This window comes from Paenibacillus glycanilyticus, from assembly GCF_051200795.1.
Taxonomy (GTDB): Bacteria; Bacillota; Bacilli; order Paenibacillales; family Paenibacillaceae; genus Pristimantibacillus; species Pristimantibacillus glycanilyticus.
Window position 1 is genome coordinate 6454268 of the sequence record NZ_CP195155.1, and the last position, 18504, is coordinate 6472771.

The following is an 18504-nucleotide window of genomic DNA, read 5'->3' on the forward strand; positions in this document are numbered from 1 at the left end:
TTTCCCCTTATACTCAAAAAGGATCGGTTCCACTAGCGTTGGCTAATGAAACTGACCCTATTCTCGGTTAATTGATTTCCATTATCCCATATGAAGCCCTTCGAGAGCCGCTTCCGGCTGGTCGGCCTGCGCGCTCTCTCCGGAATTTTTCTTGCCTCTGCGCAGCAGAAGCCCCAGCAAGGCTCCGGTTATAGCCACAAACACCATAATGCCGAAGGTGTAGTCAAACGCATCGACCGCCAAGGCGAGGAGCTGCTGCAGCTGCTCCGGACTCGCCTGCGCGGCGCCGCTTCCCGCGGTCTGATTCGCCAGCGCTTCGGGCGGCACGTTCGCTTCAACCATAAGCTTTGCAATCCGCTTCGTCAGAATCGTGACGAGCAGCGCTACCGCCAGCGAGCTGATTACCTGCTGCATCGCGCTCGTAAGCGAAGTAACCCGGCTAACCAGCTCTCGAGGCGTCTTGTTGATCAGATGGGAATTAAGCGGCATCATCATAAGCCCCATTCCCGAACCGGCCATGATAAGCGGCAGCAGCAGATCCTCTCTTCCCGTATGAATGTCGAGATTCGAGTATTGGAAGATTGCTCCGGAAACAAGGCTGAGCCCGATAACCACCAGCCAGCGGACCCCGATCCGGTCGAATAAATACCCGCCGATCGGCATCATGCAGGCTGAAGCCAGCGCTTGCGGGAACAAGGTAAGGCCGGTATCAAAGGCCCCGTAGCCGCGGCCCTGCTGAAGAAACTGCGGCAGCAGGAAAATCGCGCCAAACAGCGAGAACTGGACAATCCACTGCACCACTATGCCGAACGAGAAATCAACCGAGCGGAACACCCGAAGATCCAGCAGCGGATGCTTCGCGCGCAGCTCTACGAAAATAAAGACGATTAACGCGATGCCGCCAACGATAAGGCCGGTGAGCGTTTTGTCCGAGGTCCAGCTTTCGGCGCCCTGGTTAACGCCATAGGATAAAGCGGCGAAAGCGAGCGGCCCCAGAATCATGCCCGGAATATCCAAGCCGGCAAGCTTCTTGGTTGCCAGCTTCGGCAGACTCCATAGCCCAAACAATACGCTGATAATCCCTACCGGCAGATTGATTAGGAAGATCCAGCGCCAGGAATGGTATTCGACCAGCCAGCCCGAGAGAATAGGGCCAATCGCCGGCGCCAGAAGGATCGGCACGCCAAGCATGCCCATGACCTGCCCCACCTTATTCGGCGGACTCAGCCGGTAAACGTAAGCCATCGCAACCGGCAGCACGAACCCGCCGCCAAGCCCTTGGATAACTCGGAACATAATCAACGTCTGCGGGTCGTTCGGCAGCGCGCATAGGAGCGAGCCAATCGTAAAGAGAATAACCGAAGTCAGAAAAACCGTCTTGGCGCCGAAACGGTCGGACAGCCAGCCCGCAAGCGGAATGACGGCGGCCTGCGCCAGCATATACCCCGTTACGGTCCACTGCAGAGTGGGAAGCTGCGTATGGAAATCCTCCACGAGCTTCGATAAAGCGACGTTCATCGCCGTTGTATCGAGAATAACCATAAAACAACCGAGAATAATCGCGACAAGCGGAAGCAGAATGCTTTTCATGCTGAATTCCTGCTCCTGCGGGTTATCCGTTAACCGTTGTTCCATCCGTATAACCTCCTACATGGAATATCCCATTACGCCAAGGTTGAGAAGGACAACGGCAGTCTGTAATGGTAGTGTGCAATCCCATGTTACTGAGCAAAATAGGCGAAGTCAATCGATTTTTTGGTAAAAAATAGATAAACCGTTTTCAGCTTAATTCCGCTATTTCATCAGTCTTTTGATGATCGACAGGCCGCCCTTGGCCGACGGATAACGGAAGGCGAAATCGAATCGGGTCGTTTGCTTCAGGACGCTTTTCATATGGGAAAAGGTCTTGAAGCTGTATTCGCCATGATAGGCCCCGATACCGCTCTCGCCCACTCCGCCAAACGGCAAATACGGCGTCGCCAGATGCATAAGCGTATCGTTGATGCATCCGCCGCCAAACGGCACCGCTTCGGTCACCCGCTTCTGAATAGCCGCGTTCTCGCTGAACAGGTAGAGAGCAAGCGGCTTCGGACGCGCATTGATCTGATCAATCGCCTCCTGCAGCTCGTCATAGACCAAGACCGGCAGAATCGGGCCGAAAATCTCCTCCTGCATGACCGGCATATTCCAGTCCACGCGGGTTAATACGGTAGGCTCGATCCGGAGCGCCATTTCGTCTGCCCCTCCGCCCATGACAACCTCCCCATCGCGAAGGAAACCTGCAAGCCGCCGGAAATGCCTCTCCGAAATGATTTTGCCGTAATCCTTATGCTCAAGCGGATTCTGGCCATAGAACTTCGTTACCGACTTGCGGAGCTGCCGCAGGAACTCCTCCAGCACGCTGTGATGCACGAGCGCGTAATCGGGCGCGATGCAGGTCTGCCCGGCGTTAATGAATTTGCCGAAGGCAAGACGTCTAGCGGCCAGCTTGAGATTGGCGTCATGATGCACGATAGCCGGGCTTTTTCCCCCAAGCTCCAGCGTAACCGGCGTCAAATGCTTGGCTGCCGCCGCCATGACCTGCTTGCCGACGTTCACGCTGCCCGTGAAGAAAATTTTATCGAACGGCAGGTCCAGCAGCTCTTTGCTTACTTCAACTCCGCCTTCCATAACGGCTATGTAAGAAGGGTCAAACGTATCCTGAACAAGCGAAGACATGACCTCCGATACGGCCGGAGACAGCTCCGAGGGCTTCAGGACTGCGGTATTGCCCGCCGCTATAGCTCCGACAAGCGGCGCCATCGCAAGCTGGAACGGATAGTTCCACGGAGCGATAATAAGCGCGGTGCCAAGCGGTTCCGGCACGATATACCCCTTGCTGCCCATGTGGGTAAGCGCCGTTTTGACCTTGGCGGGCTTCATCCACCGCTTCAGCCGCTTCTGCACAAAAGAGATTTCCTTCAGGACAAGTCCAATCTCGAGCATATAGGACTCCTGCTCGCTCCGGTTCAGGTCAAGCCGAAGCGCCTGCATAATCGCATCCTCGCGTTCCGTGACGGCCTGGCGCAGCTTGGCCAGCTGAGCCTGCCGGAATTCGAGACTCCGGGTTGCCCCCGTTCCGTAATAATGTCGCTGCTTCTCAAGCAACGCTTGAGCTGTATTCGTGTTCGAGTTCAAGTTCATATTCATGCGATACCCCGCCTTTTTTCGATATAAATCCGGACTTGCAAAATGAAATTGTATGCTATAGTTAGGAAAAAGGAGCGATGACGATTGAACAAAATGCTGCCTGCCCTTATTCTGCTTACAGGCTTGCTTTACATTTTTATCATTCCTGCTGAACCGCATGCCGTCAAGCTAATTTTCAAAGCGATTCCAATGCTTCTGATCATCGCTTATGCTTACTTGCAGTCCGCTCCAAACGGTAAACGGTTTCAATGGATCCTGCTGGCCGGTCTTGTCTTCAGCGTGGTTGGCGATGTTACCCTGGGTAACTTCGTTGTGGGACTGTCCGCCTTTTTGATCGGCCATTTGTTTTATTTAAGCGGATTTTTCGGGCAATGGCGATTTTCCTTCTGGCGGCTCGTCACTATTGTTCCGATCGGCGCGTATGCCGTGTATATGGGCTACGAGCTGCTTGATGCGCTTGCGAAATCGGGGGACGACGCTCTGAAAATCCCCGTTCTTGTCTATGTAACGGCTATTTCGCTGATGGGCTGGTCGGCTATGATGTCCGGCAACGCATGGGCGATTGCGGGAGCCCTGCTCTTTATGGCTTCCGACTCCATTCTCGCCTGGAATAAGTTTATTTCGGATATTGCCGGGTCAGACGTGCTCATTATGACCACTTATTATGCCGCCCAATTCTGCATCGCCACCTGCATCGGATACCGGAGCCGCACCGCTCCTAAGCAAAAAGCCATGATCCTCTGATCATGGCTTTGATTATGACGGCCCGGTTGTTATCCGGCTTTTTCCTTGTTCATTTGCTTGCTGCGCAGCTGGCCGCAAGCCGCGTCGATGTCGGCGCCATGCTCGAGGCGGACGCTGACGCTGACGTCTTGTTTTTTGAGCGTATCGTAGAAGCCCTTAATGGAATCGTTCTCGCTGCGCTGGTATTGGCTATGCTCGTCAACCGGATTGTAAGGAATCAGGTTCACGTTCACGAGGGAGCGGCGGCGGTCGCCCACCAGCTCGGCAAGCTCAAGCGCATGCTCCGGCTGGTCGTTGACGTCCTTGAGCAAAATATATTCCAGCGTAATGCGGCGGTTCGTCCGCTCCAGATAATAATCGATCGCATCCATCAGCTTCTCGATCGGAATCGCGCGGTTGATCTTCATAATCCGCGTCCGCAGCTCATTATTAGGCGCATGCAGCGATACGGCGAGGTTAACCCCTTGATCCTTGTCGGCAAACTCCCTGATTTTGTCCGCGAGACCGCTTGTCGATACCGTAATATGGCGCGGTCCGATAGCCAGACCTTTATGATCCTTGACCGTAGTAAGGAAGTCGTTCAGGTGAATAAAGTTATCGAACGGCTCGCCAATGCCCATGACAACGATATGGCTGACCTTCTCGCCTTGGCCCGCTTCGTCAAGATGGAGCTGAATCTTCATAATCTGCTCGACAATCTCGCCGCTTGTCAGATCCCTGCTCTTCTTCAGCAGGCCGCTGGCGCAGAAGCTGCAGCCGATGTTGCAGCCCACCTGCGTGGTTACGCAGACCGACAATCCGAACTTATGGCGCATCATTACCGTCTCGATCAGGTTGCCGTCATCCAATTTAAGCAGCAGCTTGACGGTACCGTCCTTCGACACCTGCTTCGTATGCTCGACCAGCGTCTGGATCGCAAAGTTCTCCTCCAGCAGCTTCACGCAGTCCGGATGAACATCCGTCATATCCGCAAAGCTCGTTACCCGCTTCCGGTACAAGTATTCCCACACCTGCGTCGCCCGGAATTTTTTATGCCCGCGCTCGCCAAGCCAAGCCGTTAATTGATCTAATGTAAATCCGTATATGGATGGTGTACTCATCGTTTTTCCTCTTTTCGTGAAACGCGGCCAAAACAAAACCGCATACTGCTCCTATTGTCCCAAAATTAGCTGACGAAAACAAGGGGCGAAAAAGTCCAATCGTTCCAGAATACGCCCATTCCTCCCTCTTATCTGGCAACCCGGATAAACCAATTTAGGCTTGGCATATACCTAAGTTTCACAACGAATTGCAGCATTCGGGAGATATAAGGTCCAAGAAGGAGCATGGTAGAGTTCCCTCCAAATGTAAACGCTCTAACCAAACTCCTTGTCAGAATTAGACAATATGCCGCCTCTACGGTTCATTTACAACTTCGGCCGTCAGGCGTAATATACGATTCAGCAAATGTAACAATCGCTGAGTTTCCGTTAAGGGAAACGGGGGAACCAATCGATAAGCGGCATGGCAACGGTGTGAGAGCCGGCGCGGCATGCTTATCCGGGGTGAATCCGGGAAAAGGCTGCGCGCGGCCGAACCCGGTAGGGCGACTCTCACCGTCCGAATCCGTCAGCTAACCTCGTAAGCGATGAAAATGCGACTGCCCATTAGGCAGGGCATTTTCCAAGTAGAGAGGATGATGTGATCTTGTGACCTTTAAAGGCCGCGGGGATCTTTCCTCTGCGGCTTTTTCTCATGCCATTTTTAATCAACTGTCTTTATCGCTTAATCCCCTTCTCGGGGAACGGGGGAACCAATCGGACGGGCGGCTGTTCCATACAGCCAGCTTGTCCACGGGGTGAATCGCCGAAGCAGCGCGGGACGCGCGGCATCGGCGTAGGGCGACTCTTACGCCCGAATCCGTCAGCTAACTTCGTCAGCGTACCAAGAGAGGCAACGATGATCGTGAATATAGGCGCGGTTTATTTTCTGCTGCGCTTATAAGCCGCGTGAAGAGTCCCTCTTCCGCGGCTTTTTTGTTTGTCGTTGATTCCTCTAACGAAAAGAGGAGCGTAAACCATGGACGATTATATACTCGTCTCCGCACCCAACGTGCAGGGCGAGGATTTCATTAAACAGCTGCTGCGCCGGCATATCCCGTTTGCCGCCATCGTAAACAACAAGACCGAATACGAGCGGATGCTGGAGCTTGGCGTATCCACGATCATCGTCATTAATACAACCGATGAAGCCACCTGGCGTGTTCCGGAGCTCCCCGTCGGACGGATCTTTTTATTCGAAAGAAGCTTGAACCTGTGCTGCCGTTATATCCAGATCTGCCGCAGCTGGACATCCAAATCGATCTGCGTCGTTACGGACAGCGCGAATCCCCGTCTGATCTATAAAGGGATGGGCGCCAATTACGTCATTCATTCCAGCCATGCGGATACTTCTTTTTTAATCATAAACGACCTCATGGCGAGCCAAGATAATCGGTAAGGTCGAAAGTTATTCGCCATTCTTTTAGGAGGAATTTGCTATGCAGGATATCTATATGGTGCTGCTTCTGGCAGCGATATTCATACTTTTCGCCGGCTTTATGCAATGGTGCGACCGGGCTATTCAAGAGGAGGATAAGCGATGATCGTCACGTTAGTGCTTGCCCTGTTTCTTTTTCTTTACTTGATTTACGCCTTGATCAATCCGGAGAAATTTTAAAACCTTATCGATCGCTGGGAGGCCACAATGGATATTTTACAGCTCATTATCGTGATTGGCGTGCTCGTACTGCTCGTCAAACCGCTCGGAACCTACGTGTACCACGTGTACTCGGATCAACCGAACCGGACCGACCGTTTATTCGGCGGCATAGAACGGTTCATCTATAAAGTCATCGGGCTGAAATCGCGTGACGGCATGACTTGGAAAAAGTACGCGTTAAGCTTCCTTCTTACGAATATCGTGCTCGTCGCGCTCAGTTATCTGATTCTGCGGCTGCAGGGCAGCCTTCCGGGCAATCCCAACGGCATCGGCGCTATGGAAGAAACGCTGTCGTTCAATACCGTCATCAGCTTTATTACGAATACGAACCTGCAGCATTACAGCGGCGAAACGGGGCTGTCCTATTTCTCGCAGATGGCCGTCATCATGATGATGATGTTCACCTCGGCGGCTACCGGCTTCTCGGTTGCGATTGCTTTTATCCGCGGCTTAACGAGCAGAGGCAGCACAATCGGCAATTTCTTTACCGATTTCGTGAAATCCCACACGCGGATTTTCCTGCCGCTCGCAACGCTTATTACGCTGGTTCTCGTGGCTCTTCACGTGCCGCAGACGCTGCAGCCTAACGTAACGGCAACAACGCTGGAAGGAGCAACGCAAAGCATCGCCATCGGGCCGGTTGCTTCGCTGGAATCGATCAAGCATCTGGGTACTAACGGCGGCGGCTTTATGGGAGCTAACTCGGCGCATCCTTTCGAGAATCCAAGCCCGCTGACGAACGTGATCGAGATTTTGTCCATGTGGGCGCTGCCTGCTTGTCTTCCTTATGTATACGGCCGTTTCGCCGGCAACCGCAAGCAAGGCTGGGTTGTGTTTGGCGCCATGATGTCGCTGTTCCTGGTATTTCTCGCGACGGTCTACACGGCTGAGCTGCACGGCAACCCGGTACTGAACAACCTTGGCGCAGACGCCTCGCAAGGCAGCATGGAAGGCAAGGAAGTCCGGTTCGGCATTGCCCAGTCCTCCCTCTTTACGGCGGTGACGACGGCGGCTACTACCGGTTCGGTCAACAACATGCATGATACGCTGACTCCGATCGGCGGTCTTGTTCCGCTGGCGGAGATGATGCTTAACGTCGTGTTTGGCGGCAAAGGCGTTGGTCTCGTCAATATGTTGATGTACGCGATTCTTGCCGTCTTTATCGCGGGACTAATGGTCGGTCGGACACCGGAGTTTCTCGGACGGAAAATCGAACCGAAGGAAATGAAGCTGATCGCGATCGCGATTCTCGTCCACCCGTTTATCATCTTGGCGCCAACCGCCATTGCTTTCCTGACGGATCTTGGCCAAGGTGCCATTACGAATCCGGGCTTTCACGGCATCTCGCAGGTGCTCTATGAATACACTTCTTCGGCTTCGAATAACGGCTCCGGCTTTGAAGGTCTTGCCGACAATACGCCGTTCTGGAACATGACGACCGGCCTTGTCATGCTGCTTGGACGGTATGTATCGATGATTGCCATGCTGGCTGTTGCCGGATCCCTGGTCCGCAAAAATACCGTACCGGAGACGATCGGCACATTCCGGACGGACAACGTGCTGTTTGGCGGCATTCTAGTAGGAACCGTCGTTATAGTTGGCGCGCTTACGTTCCTGCCTGCCGTTGTACTTGGACCTATTGCAGAGCATTTAACGATTCGCTAACGGATAAGGATGAGGTGAATAACCGTGACCACACAACGTAAATCTATGCTGACCTCGGCGATTATCAGTCGCGCGGTGAAGGACAGCTTTCTGAAATTAAATCCGCTGACCATGATGCGAAATCCCGTCATGTTTGTCGTGGAGGTCGGTACGCTGGTCGTGCTGCTGATGACGATCTTCCCCGGCTACTTCGGAACGGAGGGCCGGACCGGATTCAATCTGACCGTCTTTCTGATTCTGCTGTTCACCGTCCTGTTCGCCAACTTCGCGGAAGCGCTGGCCGAAGGACGCGGCAAAGCCCAGGCGGATTCGCTCAAGAAGAGCAAAAAGGATATTACGGCAAACAAAGTAACGGGCTCCACAACAAAGCAGGTGTCGTCAACCGAGCTTCGCAAAGGCGACATCGTCGTTGTCTCCGAAGGAGAGATGATTCCGGGTGACGGCGAGATTATCGAAGGTCTTGCCTCTGTCGATGAGTCGGCAATCACGGGTGAATCCGCTCCGGTGATCAAGGAAGCCGGCGGCGACTTCAGCTCGGTAACGGGCGGCACCCGCGTTGTCAGCGACCGTATCAAGGTCCGGATTATGAGCGATCCCGGCGAATCGTTTATCGACCGCATGATCTCTCTAGTTGAAGGCGCGAAACGCCAAAAGACGCCTAACGAGCTGGCGCTGAACACGCTGCTTACCAGTCTGACGCTGATCTTCCTGATCGTTGTGGTTACCCTTGCTCCAATCGCCAAATACGTTGGCGTAGAGCTCGATATTCCGGTGCTTATCGCCCTGCTGGTCTGTCTTATCCCGACTACCATCGGCGGTCTGCTGTCGGCAATCGGGATCGCCGGCATGGACCGCGTGACGCAGTTTAACGTGCTGGCCATGTCCGGTAAAGCGGTAGAAGCAGCAGGCGACATTAATACGATGATTCTGGATAAGACCGGTACCATCACGTACGGCAACCGGATGGCCAGTGACTTCCTGCCCGTCAAAGGCGTAACCGTTCAGGAGCTTGGCGAGTGGGCGGCGGTCAGCTCGGCCAAGGACGAAACGCCGGAGGGCCGTTCCGTGCTGGAGCTGATGAAGACCAAACAGCTGAGCTATCAGGCCCAGCTTGCCGAGAATGCGCAGGTCATTGCGTTTACGGCCGAGACCCGGATGAGCGGTCTGGATCTTCCGGACGGACGCAAAGTACGGAAAGGCGCCGTCGATGCCGTGAAGAAATGGGTAGCTTCCCAAGGCGGCACCGTGCCTTCCGACCTCGACGCTACCGGCGAAGGAGTTGCCGTGCTTGGCGGTACGCCGCTCGCCGTAGCGGTTGATAGCCGCATTTATGGGATTATTTATTTGAAGGATACCGTGAAGCCGGGCATGCAGGAGAGATTCGAGCAGCTGCGCCGCATGGGGATCAAGACGATCATGTGTACCGGCGATAACCCGTTGACTGCGGCAACGATTGCCCGCGAAGCCGGGGTTGACGATTTTGTGGCGGAGAGCAAGCCCGAGGATAAAATAGCGCTGATCCGCCGCGAGCAGGCGGCAGGCAGCCTCGTTGCCATGACGGGCGACGGGACGAATGACGCTCCGGCCCTTGCCCAGGCCGACGTTGGCCTTGCCATGAACAGCGGTACCGTTGCCGCGAAGGAAGCGGCCAATATGATCGACCTGGATTCCGACCCGTCCAAAATTATCGAGGTGGTTGCCATCGGCAAGCAGCTCCTGATGACGCGCGGCGCGCTGACGACCTTTAGCATCGCGAACGATATCGCCAAATATTTCGCTATTATTCCGGCTATGTTTATGATCGCGATCCCTCAGATGGACGCCCTGAACATTATGAAGCTGGGTTCGCCCTCTTCGGCGATTCTGTCCGCGCTTATTTTTAACGCGATCATCATTCCGCTGCTCATTCCGCTCGCTATGCGCGGGGTGCAGTACAAACCGATGAGCGCGTCGAAGCTGTTAAGCAAAAACCTGCTGATCTACGGACTTGGCGGCGTCCTTGCTCCGTTTATCGGCATTAAGCTGATCGACCTGCTTGTTCATGTATGGATCTAACCGATCTGAAAGGATGAGATAATCATGACGAACTCCACATCTTCATCGGGATCAAACGGCTCTCTCTTTATGATTGCCCTAAGAGCCAGTATCGCGTTTATTCTGCTATGCGGCATTATTTACCCGCTCGTGTCAACGGGCCTTGCACAGCTGCTCTTTCCCCATCAGGCGAACGGCAGCACGATCAAGGATTCGAACGGCCGGATTATCGGCTCCTCCTTGATCGGGCAAAGCTTCACCGACCCTGCTTATTTTCAAGGACGGGTATCCAGCATCGACTATAAAGCGGAAGCATCCGGCTCCAACAACTACGCGCCTTCGAATCCCGACATGCTTCAGCGGACCAAAGATTCGATTGCCGCCTGGCAGGCTGCCAATCCCGACGTCCCGGTCAGCCAGCTTCCCCTTGCGCTGATTACCAACTCCGGCTCGGGTCTTGACCCGCATATTACGCCGGCATCGGCAGAAGTCCAAATCCCCCGCATCAGCAAGCTGACCGGTCTATCGGCGGACACGCTGAAAGAGCTGGTGAAAAAGCATACCAACGGACGGGATCTTGGCGTCTTTGGCGATCCCCGCGTGAATGTACTGGAGCTGAACATCGAATTAAGCCAGCTCCGCAAGTAAGGTTAAGCCCCGCCTGCCCGCAAGTGGCGCAGACGGGGCTTTCCCGAGGTTTACGGAGAGGAGGAATGACCGAACATGAACGACAGCTATCGCCGCAAAACACCCGAAGAGCTTCTGAAGGCCATAACGAAGCTGCATCACGGACGGCTCAAAATTTATATCGGTGCCGTCAGCGGGGCCGGCAAAACGTATCATATGCTGCGAGAAGGCCAGCAGCTTCGGAAGCAAGGCATCGACGTAGTCACCTGCGCCGTCTCCACGATGCAGCGGCCGGAGACGATGGAGCAGCTTGCCGAGCTGGAACGAATCCCGAGCATTCATTGGCAAAAGGACGGGATAGAGCGCAAAGATCTTGATATGACGGCTATTAAAGCGCGCAATCCCGAGGTTGTGCTCGTGGACGGCCTTGCTCACCGAAACCGGCCGGATAGTCTGCTTCCCACTCGCCTTGAAGATATTCGTCATTTGCTGGAATGCGGCATCAGCGTGATTACAACGCTTAACGTGTACGAGCTGAACGGCGTATCGGACCTGGCCTTTCAGTTGACCGGCATCGAGGCCGAGCATACCGTTCCCGACGATATTCTGGAGCTGGCCGATGAAGTCCGATTAATCGACGTATCGCCGGAAACGATTCTAACCCGCTTGAATGAGGGGCATTTGCGCAACGCAAGCTCCCCCCATTTGCTGCTTAGGGGCAATCTCGGCAAGCTGAGAGAGTTAGCGCTGCGGCTGATGGCGGAGGATGTGAACGATTCGCTTGAAGATCACCGGAGACAGCAAGGCCTGGTAGGTCCGTCCGGCGCAGCCGAGCGGATCCTGGTTGCCGCCCAATATCACTGGAACGGCTCGATCCATATCCGGAGGGGCCAGCAGGTTGCCAGAAGGCTGAACGGGGAGCTCCTTGTCGTATCCTTCGTCAAAGCGGAGAAAGCAATGACGAAGGAAGCAGCCGCGTTCAAGCGGTCCATTATCAAGCTTACCCAGAAGATTGGGGCAGGCTTTGAAGAGCTTGCCGTTCCCCATCTGCACCGGCGCCATCTGTCCGAGCAGATGGCGAGATACGCGATGGATCACGGCGTGACCCGCATCGTGCTCGGCCATTCAAAGCATACGCCGCTGCAGGAGCTGCTTCACGGCTCGGTTGTAAACGGCATTTTGCGCTATGCGCGCCATATCGACGTCTTTTTCGTTGCGGACCGCACCGAAGCGGAAGGCGAGCGTATCCTGCCGGCCAGACATCGAACTACGCCGGAGCCCGTTTATAAAAGACTCAGCCCCACCCAGCAACAGCAAACCACGGAGCGGCTCAAGAGGGGCACCTTCAAGGTCTATATCGGGGCCGCGCCAGGCGTCGGCAAAACCTACACGATGCTGAGGGAAGGAAATGTCCTTCTCCGCAAAGGCATTGATGTTGTCATTGGGCTCCTCGAGACGCATGGACGCAAGGAAACCTTGGAGCAGATCGGCGATCTTGAGATGATCCCTAAAGCCACTATCCCTTACAAAGGAACGCAGCTTGCGGAAATGGATGTTCCCGCAATTCTGGAGCGTTTCCCGGAGGTTGTGCTTATTGACGAGCTGGCCCATACGAATGTGCCGGGAAGCGAGTACAAGAAGCGGTTCGAAGATGTCCTTGCCATTCTGGATGCCGGCATTTCGGTTATTTCAACCGTAAACGTCCAGCATCTCGAGAGCTTAAATGATGCGGTTGAGCAAATTACAGGCGTTAGGGTAAGAGAGACAATCCCGGACCGTATGCTTCGGCTGGCGGATGAGGTTGAGCTGATTGACGTATCGCCCAAAGCGCTGCAGGAGCGGATGCGGCAGGGAAAGATCTATCCGATGAACAAGGTCGAGGAGTCGCTTGGCGCGTTTTTTCAATTGGGCAATCTGATTGCCCTTCGGGAGCTGGCTTTACGCGAAATCGCCGATGACGTGGATGAACGGCTGGAGTCGTGGGAGAGAACGGGCGCGTTGCGCGGTCCCTGGCGGAGACAGGAGGTTATTTTCGTAGCCATAACCGATCTTGCCCACGGTGAGCGGCTGATCCGCAGGGGCTTCCGCATCGCCTACCGGCTAAAAGCGGAATGGCATGTCATGGCCGTGGATAACGGCCAAGCGGATCGTGCCGCGACAGAACGCCGCTTGGAGGAGCTGCGGCAATTAACGGAGCAGCTTGGAGGTGCGTTTAACCGAAAAGAGATGAAGCAGACGCGCGATATTCCGGCTTTTCTGCTTACCCATGCCAACGCGCGAAAATCCACGCAGCTAATCGTTGCCCAGGAGAAAAAGGGCTGGCTTGCGCGGCTGTTCCGGCCATCCATTATGAAGAAGCTGCTGCAGGGCGGCCGGAACATGGACGTGATGGTGGTCAGCTGCCTTCCTTCGCAAGAGCAATAATATCCTTCGGATCAAGAATATGGCGGTCGTAATCGGTATATGAGGTCTGAATCATGGCGAGGCCCACCTGACGCAGCGTAATGAGATGGTTAGGGAAGAGCGGCCTTAGAATCGGGTACAGCCAGGTTAACGCTTTTGCCCACTTCGGAACCCTTACCTGTCCTTTGCTTGGGTGCATATAGCCCGGACGGAACATAAAGGCCCGGCGGAACGGCAGCTGCAGCAGGTGATTCTCGGTTCTTCCCTTCACTCTCGCCCACATGCTTTTGCCCTGCTCCGTACTGTCCGTCCCGCCGCCCGTTACGTAACAGAACACCATATCCGGGTTCAGGCTGGAGAGCAGACGTGCGACATGCATCGTGAGATCGTAAGTCACACGGGTATAGTCGGCCTCCGACATGCCGATGGAGGAGACGCCAAGGCAGAAATAGCAGGCATTGTAGCCTTTTAGCTCGTCTTGGATCGGGGTCAAATCATGAAAGTCCTTATGGATGATTTCCTTCAGCTTCGGGTGCGCAACGCCGCAAGGTCGCCGGGTAATGACAAGTACCTGCTCAACATCGGGGTGAAGCAGGCACTCCATCAGAACGCCTTCTCCCACCATGCCCGTCGCTCCGGTCACAATCGCTTTAATTTTTGGTTTCGCCGGCTTCTCTTCCATCTCTCGCATCTCTCCCTTATTTGCAATCACTACAACCATTATGGCATAGGCAATAAACAGGTACAAAAAAAAGGACGGAGCAGCTATCGGGCTGCTCCGTCCTTGCCTTGTATTAGACCATCATTTGCTTCACAAGCTCGCGGTTCCGTTCTTTGAATAATTCATTATGGGAGGAGACCATTCCGTACTTATTGGCTTCCGGTTGAATGTAGGATTTCGCTCTGTTTACCGCATTCGCCGCATCCTGGAAACAGCCTGCAATAAGATGCAGCTTGCCGTCATGCATCAGGATATCCCCTGCCGCAAACATGCCCGGTACGGAGGTTTCGCCGCTTGGATTGCCCTTCACATACCAATTGTCGACCATCTCGATATTCAGCTTGCTGTTCTCGAGCAGCGAGGAATCCCGGTCGTAACCGTGATTAATGACCACCTCGTCAATCGACAGACGGGATACTTCGCCGGACTTGCCGTTCGTCAGTTCCACGTGTTCAACAAGCTCATCGCCGGAATTTGCCAGCAGCTTCGTAATTTCGGTATGGAACAAGCATTCGACTTTCGGGCTGTTCAGCAGCGTCGTTACATTCGCTTCATGCCCGGACAAAGCCTCTTTGCGATAAGTAATATAGATCTTCTTCGCGAATGGCAGGAGCTCCATCGCCCAGTCCACGGCCGAATTGCCGCCGCCGGAGATCACGACGTTCTTGTCTTTGAATCTCTTCAATGACTTAACGGTATAGTGAAGGTTGGTTACCTCAAACTTCTCCGCGCCTTCAATCGCAAGCTTGGTCGGATTCAGAATGCCGCCGCCAACCGCAACGATAACGGTCTTCGAATAATGGATGCGTCCCGATGAGCCATGGAGCTCAAAGATATTGTCTTCGTTCTTGGTAATGGATTCGACCTTCTCATTTAGGACAACCTTAGGATCGAAGGTCAGCCCCTGTTTCACCAGTTGCTCGATCAGCTGCGCGCCTGGCGTTGGCGTTAAGCCTCCAATGTCCCAGATCATTTTCTCCGGATACACATGAACCTTGCCGCCCAGAAACGGCTGGAATTCGATCAGCTTTGTCTTCAATTCTCTAAGACCGCTATAAAAAGTCGAGTAAAGCCCCGCAGGACCGCCCCCGATTACCGTTACGTCATACAACTCTTCTTGCGTCATGAACGTTCCTCCTCGGAAAAGCACCGTCGTAATTGATTATCATTATCAACAGTATAAAGCTTTTGAGAATAATTTTCAATAAGCGGTTGACAATTGGATCGAATCCCTATAATTTAGTAAATGGCACTAATAGTGATAATCATTATCATTAAGTGAGTGTTACATTGAGTATATCGCTTCGTTGCTTATGTATTCCATTCCAATATAAAGGAGTTCACACACCCATGAAAAAAGCACTTATCTCCCTCATGATGCTCTTCGTTATTATTCTGAGCGCATGCGGCAACAACAACTCTGGCCATAATGCCGAACCAGGGAACACGGCAGCAACAAACAACGCCGGGGCGGCAAACGCGTCTCCGTCTGCGGACGCGGCAACTGAAGCAACAGGCACGATTACGTTCCAATCGGAGAGCGGTCCTATGGAAGTGCCTGCTAACCCGCAGCGCGTCGTTGTTCTGTCCTCTTTCGTAGGCGATGTCCTACAGCTTGGCGTTCCCCTTGCAGGCGTTGACTCTTGGTCGAAGGATAACCCGAATTTCGCAGACAAGCTGAAGGATGTTCCCGTTGTATCCGAAGAGGATCCCGAGAAAATTCTCGAGCTTGATCCGGATCTGATTATCGGCCTCGACACGACAAAAAACGTGGATAAATTGAAGCAAATCGCTCCAACGGTTATCTTCACTTACAATAAAGTCGACTATCTGACGCAGTTCATTGAAGTCGGCAAAGCGCTCAACAAGGAGAAAGAAGCAACGGCTTGGGTGGAAGACTTCAAAGCCCGCGCAGCTCAAATCGGCAACGAGATTAAAGCGAAGATTGGCGAGGACGCTACCGTTACGGTCATCGAGAACTTCGACAAGGATCTGTACGTATTCGGCGATGCTTGGGGCCGCGGCACAGAGATTCTATATCAGGCGATGGGCCTGAAAATGCAGGAGAAGGTAAAAGAAATGGCTATGAAAGACGGCTGGTATTCGCTCTCCCTCGAGGTTCTGCCTGAATACGTCGGCGATTATCTGATCTTCAGCCAGACGAAAGAAACGGCAAGCTCGTTCACGAACACCGATACGTACAAGAACATTCCGGCAGTCAAGAACGGCCACGTCTTTACGGCGGATGCCAAAGGCTTCTACTTCAACGATGCGCTTACCCTTGATTATCAGCTGAACTTCTTCAAAGAGCAGTTCCTGGGGAACTAAGCCGATGACGCAGGAAACGAGACGCCCCATTCCTTTTACGTTTAAACTTTTTGCAGGGATCGTTTTCTTTGTTGCAATCTTCTTCTTGGCCATGGTGTTCGGCGCTGCCGACACCACGGTCCATGATACATGGCTCGCTCTGACGTCACCTCACGATACTAGTGAAAAGGTGACGCTTTTGCGCGAAATCAGACTGCCTCGCGAGATTGCGGCAATCTTTGTCGGTGCGGCGCTAGCCGTATCCGGCGCCATTATGCAAGGCGTGACCCGGAATGCTTTAGCCGACCCGGGGCTTCTCGGCTTATCGGCCGGAGCGAATGCCGCTCTTGCGGCAACGGTTGCGCTGTTCCCTCAAATCAATTATTTCGGCATTATGATTGCCTGCTTTATCGGCGCGGCCCTTGGCTCCATCCTTGTCATCGGAATCGGCGCGGCGAAGCGAGGCGGCTTCTCCCCTATTCGGATCGTACTGGCGGGAGCGGCTGTTTCCACGTTTCTGTACGCCGTTGCCGAAGGCATCGGCCTCACCTTCAAGGTGTCCAAGGATGTCAATATGTGGACCTCCGGCGGTCTGATCGGAACGTCCTGGGGGCAGCTTCAGACGATTGTTCCGGTCATCGTAGCCGGCATTCTTATAGCCATTGCCATGTCGAAGCAGCTTACCATCCTTAGTCTTAGCGAAGACGTAGCGACCAGCCTTGGGCAAAAAACCGGTCTGATCAAAGGTATTCTGTTCACCGTTACGATTCTGCTCGCTGGCGCTTCCGTTGCGCTTGTCGGCAACCTGGCTTTCCTCGGCCTGATGATTCCGCATATCGTGCGGGCTATTGTCGGCCAGGATTATCGTTATTCCATTCCGATGTCCGTTTTTGCGGGTGCTTCCTTTATGCTCCTCGCGGATTTGATCGGCCGGACCATCAATGCGCCGTACGAAACACCGGTGGCGGCTGTTATTGCGGTTGTGGGCCTGCCTTTCTTCCTCATCATCGTTAGAAGAGGAGGCAAAGCGCTGAAATGATTTTATCGCATATGGTTCGAAAACAACGCATTATTCTCGGGGTCCTGCTTCTGCTTATCGTGGCGACCGTCATTGTAAGCCTTAGTCTCGGCTACTCCACCTTAACCTTTAAAAGGCTGCTTCCGGTACTTTTGGGGGATGGCACGAAAAAAGAAAACTTTATTCTGTTCGACATACGAATGCCGCGCGTCATCATTACTTTGCTCGCCGGCATGGCGCTTGCCTTGTCCGGCTCCATTCTGCAAGGGGTATCCCGCAACGACCTGGCCGATCCTGGCATTGTTGGCATCAACTCGGGGGCTGGCGTTGCCATCACGGTCTTCTTCCTGTTCTTCCCGACGGAGGCCGGTCCCTTCGTGTATGCCCTGCCGGTTGTCGCCTTTATCGGCGGTCTGGCAACCGCGGTCCTTATAGCTCTTTTCTCTTGGAAAAAGCATGTCGGCATCCAGCAGGTCAGCATGGTGCTGACGGGCATCGGCTTCCAAATGGCGCTTAGCGGCGTCATGATCGTGCTCATCTCCTCGGCTGACCGCCAGAAGGTGGATTTTATCGCCAAGTGGATCGCAGGCGGCATTTGGGGAACGGATTGGGTCTTTATTAATGCCATGTGGCCATGGCTCGCCATCTTTATTCCGTTTACGCTCTACAAGGCAAACCGCCTTAACATTCTGACGTTAAACGAACCCGTCGCGGTTGGGGTTGGCATCTCGCTGACCAGAGAGCGCCTTGTGCTGCTCTTCTCTGCGGTTGCGCTTGCGGCCTCCGCCGTATCCGTCACGGGCGGGATCGCCTTCATCGGCCTGCTTGCTCCGCATATCGCGAAGGCTCTGGTAGGTCCGCGAAATCAATTGTTTATTCCGATCTCCATTTTGTTTGGCGGCTGGCTGCTTGTTCTGGCCGATACGATTGGCCGTCAAATCGACATCGCGGGCGGATTGCCTGCCGGTATCGTGGTATCGCTGATCGGCGCGCCGTATTTTCTGTTCCTGCTGCTCAAGAAATGAACAAAGGCCCCCTTATCCTAAGGGGGCCTTTG

Annotated in this window: 15 protein-coding genes and 2 riboswitches; of the genes, 10 read left to right on the forward strand and 5 right to left on the reverse strand. The window is 54.0% G+C overall.

Features of this window, described 5'->3' with window-relative positions:
• Positions 1 to 81: 81 nt before the first annotated feature.
• The gene (locus ACR9FF_RS29145) at positions 82 to 1635 is read right to left on the reverse strand and encodes a DHA2 family efflux MFS transporter permease subunit (protein ID WP_435167502.1); all 1554 of its coding nucleotides are present in this window, start codon (positions 1633 to 1635) and stop codon (positions 82 to 84) included.
• Positions 1636 to 1794: 159 nt separating this feature from the next.
• Entirely contained in the window at positions 1795 to 3189 is a 1395-nt protein-coding gene (locus ACR9FF_RS29150; protein WP_435167505.1) for an aldehyde dehydrogenase, read from the reverse strand.
• A gap of 93 nt (positions 3190 to 3282) precedes the next feature.
• Here ACR9FF_RS29150 and ACR9FF_RS29155 point away from each other — a divergent pair, with 93 nt between their 5' ends.
• Positions 3283 to 3933 (forward strand): lysoplasmalogenase, encoded by a 651-nt coding sequence (locus ACR9FF_RS29155; RefSeq protein ID WP_307719642.1) that lies wholly within the window; start codon positions 3283 to 3285, stop codon positions 3931 to 3933.
• 29 nt (positions 3934 to 3962) lie between these two features.
• Here ACR9FF_RS29155 and rlmN read toward each other — a convergent pair whose 3' ends face one another.
• Positions 3963 to 5033, reverse strand: coding sequence for a 23S rRNA (adenine(2503)-C(2))-methyltransferase RlmN (gene rlmN / locus ACR9FF_RS29160; RefSeq protein ID WP_127496439.1), 1071 nt, complete (start codon positions 5031 to 5033; stop codon positions 3963 to 3965).
• A gap of 346 nt (positions 5034 to 5379) precedes the next feature.
• A riboswitch (cyclic di-AMP (ydaO/yuaA leader) is annotated at positions 5380 to 5575 on the forward strand.
• 109 nt (positions 5576 to 5684) lie between these two features.
• Positions 5685 to 5870, forward strand: a riboswitch (cyclic di-AMP (ydaO/yuaA leader).
• A 121-nt stretch (positions 5871 to 5991) separates the two neighbouring features.
• On the opposite strand from rlmN, the gene ACR9FF_RS29165 reads away from it, so the two are divergent.
• The 6 genes from ACR9FF_RS29165 to ACR9FF_RS29190 all read left to right on the forward strand — a co-directional run bounded on the left by ACR9FF_RS29165 (position 5992) and on the right by ACR9FF_RS29190 (position 13422).
• Positions 5992 to 6411, forward strand: a complete 420-nt coding sequence (locus ACR9FF_RS29165) for a hypothetical protein (RefSeq protein WP_248756599.1) — start codon at positions 5992 to 5994, stop codon at positions 6409 to 6411.
• A 141-nt stretch (positions 6412 to 6552) separates the two neighbouring features.
• Positions 6553 to 6630 (forward strand): K(+)-transporting ATPase subunit F, encoded by a 78-nt coding sequence (gene kdpF / locus ACR9FF_RS29170; RefSeq protein WP_201003172.1) that lies wholly within the window; start codon positions 6553 to 6555, stop codon positions 6628 to 6630.
• A gap of 27 nt (positions 6631 to 6657) precedes the next feature.
• Complete coding sequence (kdpA, locus tag ACR9FF_RS29175; protein ID WP_435167509.1) at positions 6658 to 8337, forward strand: potassium-transporting ATPase subunit KdpA; 1680 nt, start codon at positions 6658 to 6660, stop codon at positions 8335 to 8337.
• Positions 8338 to 8382: 45 nt separating this feature from the next.
• Positions 8383 to 10392: a potassium-transporting ATPase subunit KdpB gene (gene kdpB / locus ACR9FF_RS29180; RefSeq protein ID WP_435172242.1), complete on the forward strand. Its 2010-nt coding sequence runs from the start codon at positions 8383 to 8385 to the stop codon at positions 10390 to 10392.
• Positions 10393 to 10416: 24 nt separating this feature from the next.
• A complete protein-coding gene (kdpC, locus tag ACR9FF_RS29185; protein ID WP_435167512.1) occupies positions 10417 to 11019 on the forward strand; it encodes a potassium-transporting ATPase subunit KdpC in 603 nt (200 codons plus the stop codon).
• Positions 11020 to 11094: 75 nt separating this feature from the next.
• Entirely contained in the window at positions 11095 to 13422 is a 2328-nt protein-coding gene (locus ACR9FF_RS29190; protein ID WP_435167515.1) for a histidine kinase, read from the forward strand.
• On the opposite strand, the gene ACR9FF_RS29195 is transcribed toward ACR9FF_RS29190, so the two are convergent.
• Positions 13394 to 14083: an NAD-dependent epimerase/dehydratase family protein gene (locus ACR9FF_RS29195; RefSeq protein ID WP_127496445.1), complete on the reverse strand. Its 690-nt coding sequence runs from the start codon at positions 14081 to 14083 to the stop codon at positions 13394 to 13396. The two genes, ACR9FF_RS29190 and ACR9FF_RS29195, sit on opposite strands and share 29 nt — an antisense overlap.
• Before the next feature lie 112 nt (positions 14084 to 14195).
• Positions 14196 to 15248 carry an NAD(P)/FAD-dependent oxidoreductase gene (locus ACR9FF_RS29200; protein WP_435167518.1) on the reverse strand — a complete coding sequence of 351 codons (1053 nt, stop codon included), beginning with the start codon at positions 15246 to 15248 and terminating at the stop codon, positions 14196 to 14198.
• Positions 15249 to 15472: 224 nt separating this feature from the next.
• On the opposite strand from ACR9FF_RS29200, the gene ACR9FF_RS29205 reads away from it, so the two are divergent.
• Genes ACR9FF_RS29205 through ACR9FF_RS29215 form a run of 3 tightly spaced genes read left to right on the forward strand, consistent with a single transcriptional unit; the run spans position 15473 to position 18472 of the window.
• Positions 15473 to 16450: an iron-hydroxamate ABC transporter substrate-binding protein gene (locus ACR9FF_RS29205; RefSeq protein ID WP_435167521.1), complete on the forward strand. Its 978-nt coding sequence runs from the start codon at positions 15473 to 15475 to the stop codon at positions 16448 to 16450.
• Between the two features lie 4 nt (positions 16451 to 16454).
• Complete coding sequence (locus ACR9FF_RS29210; RefSeq protein WP_435167524.1) at positions 16455 to 17468, forward strand: FecCD family ABC transporter permease; 1014 nt, start codon at positions 16455 to 16457, stop codon at positions 17466 to 17468.
• Positions 17465 to 18472: a FecCD family ABC transporter permease gene (locus tag ACR9FF_RS29215; protein WP_435167527.1), complete on the forward strand. Its 1008-nt coding sequence runs from the start codon at positions 17465 to 17467 to the stop codon at positions 18470 to 18472. Before ACR9FF_RS29210 ends, ACR9FF_RS29215 begins: the two co-directional genes overlap by 4 nt.
• The last annotated feature ends 32 nt before the right edge of the window (positions 18473 to 18504 follow it).

Excerpts from the sequence above, each read along its gene's own strand:
- ACR9FF_RS29145 (WP_435167502.1), bottom strand. The coding sequence starts at position 1,635 with ATGGAACAACGGTTAACGGATAACCCGCAGGAGCAGGAATTCAGCATG.
- ACR9FF_RS29150 (WP_435167505.1), bottom strand. The coding sequence starts at position 3,189 with ATGAATATGAACTTGAACTCGAACACGAATACAGCTCAAGCGTTGCTT.
- ACR9FF_RS29155 (WP_307719642.1), top strand. The coding sequence starts at position 3,283 with ATGCTGCCTGCCCTTATTCTGCTTACAGGCTTGCTTTACATTTTTATC.
- rlmN (WP_127496439.1), bottom strand. The coding sequence starts at position 5,033 with ATGAGTACACCATCCATATACGGATTTACATTAGATCAATTAACGGCT.
- ACR9FF_RS29165 (WP_248756599.1), top strand. The coding sequence starts at position 5,992 with ATGGACGATTATATACTCGTCTCCGCACCCAACGTGCAGGGCGAGGAT.
- kdpF (WP_201003172.1), top strand. The coding sequence starts at position 6,553 with ATGATCGTCACGTTAGTGCTTGCCCTGTTTCTTTTTCTTTACTTGATT.
- kdpA (WP_435167509.1), top strand. The coding sequence starts at position 6,658 with ATGGATATTTTACAGCTCATTATCGTGATTGGCGTGCTCGTACTGCTC.
- kdpB (WP_435172242.1), top strand. The coding sequence starts at position 8,383 with ATGCTGACCTCGGCGATTATCAGTCGCGCGGTGAAGGACAGCTTTCTG.
- kdpC (WP_435167512.1), top strand. The coding sequence starts at position 10,417 with ATGACGAACTCCACATCTTCATCGGGATCAAACGGCTCTCTCTTTATG.
- ACR9FF_RS29190 (WP_435167515.1), top strand. The coding sequence starts at position 11,095 with ATGAACGACAGCTATCGCCGCAAAACACCCGAAGAGCTTCTGAAGGCC.
- ACR9FF_RS29195 (WP_127496445.1), bottom strand. The coding sequence starts at position 14,083 with ATGGAAGAGAAGCCGGCGAAACCAAAAATTAAAGCGATTGTGACCGGA.
- ACR9FF_RS29200 (WP_435167518.1), bottom strand. The coding sequence starts at position 15,248 with ATGACGCAAGAAGAGTTGTATGACGTAACGGTAATCGGGGGCGGTCCT.
- ACR9FF_RS29205 (WP_435167521.1), top strand. The coding sequence starts at position 15,473 with ATGAAAAAAGCACTTATCTCCCTCATGATGCTCTTCGTTATTATTCTG.
- ACR9FF_RS29210 (WP_435167524.1), top strand. The coding sequence starts at position 16,455 with ATGACGCAGGAAACGAGACGCCCCATTCCTTTTACGTTTAAACTTTTT.
- ACR9FF_RS29215 (WP_435167527.1), top strand. The coding sequence starts at position 17,465 with ATGATTTTATCGCATATGGTTCGAAAACAACGCATTATTCTCGGGGTC.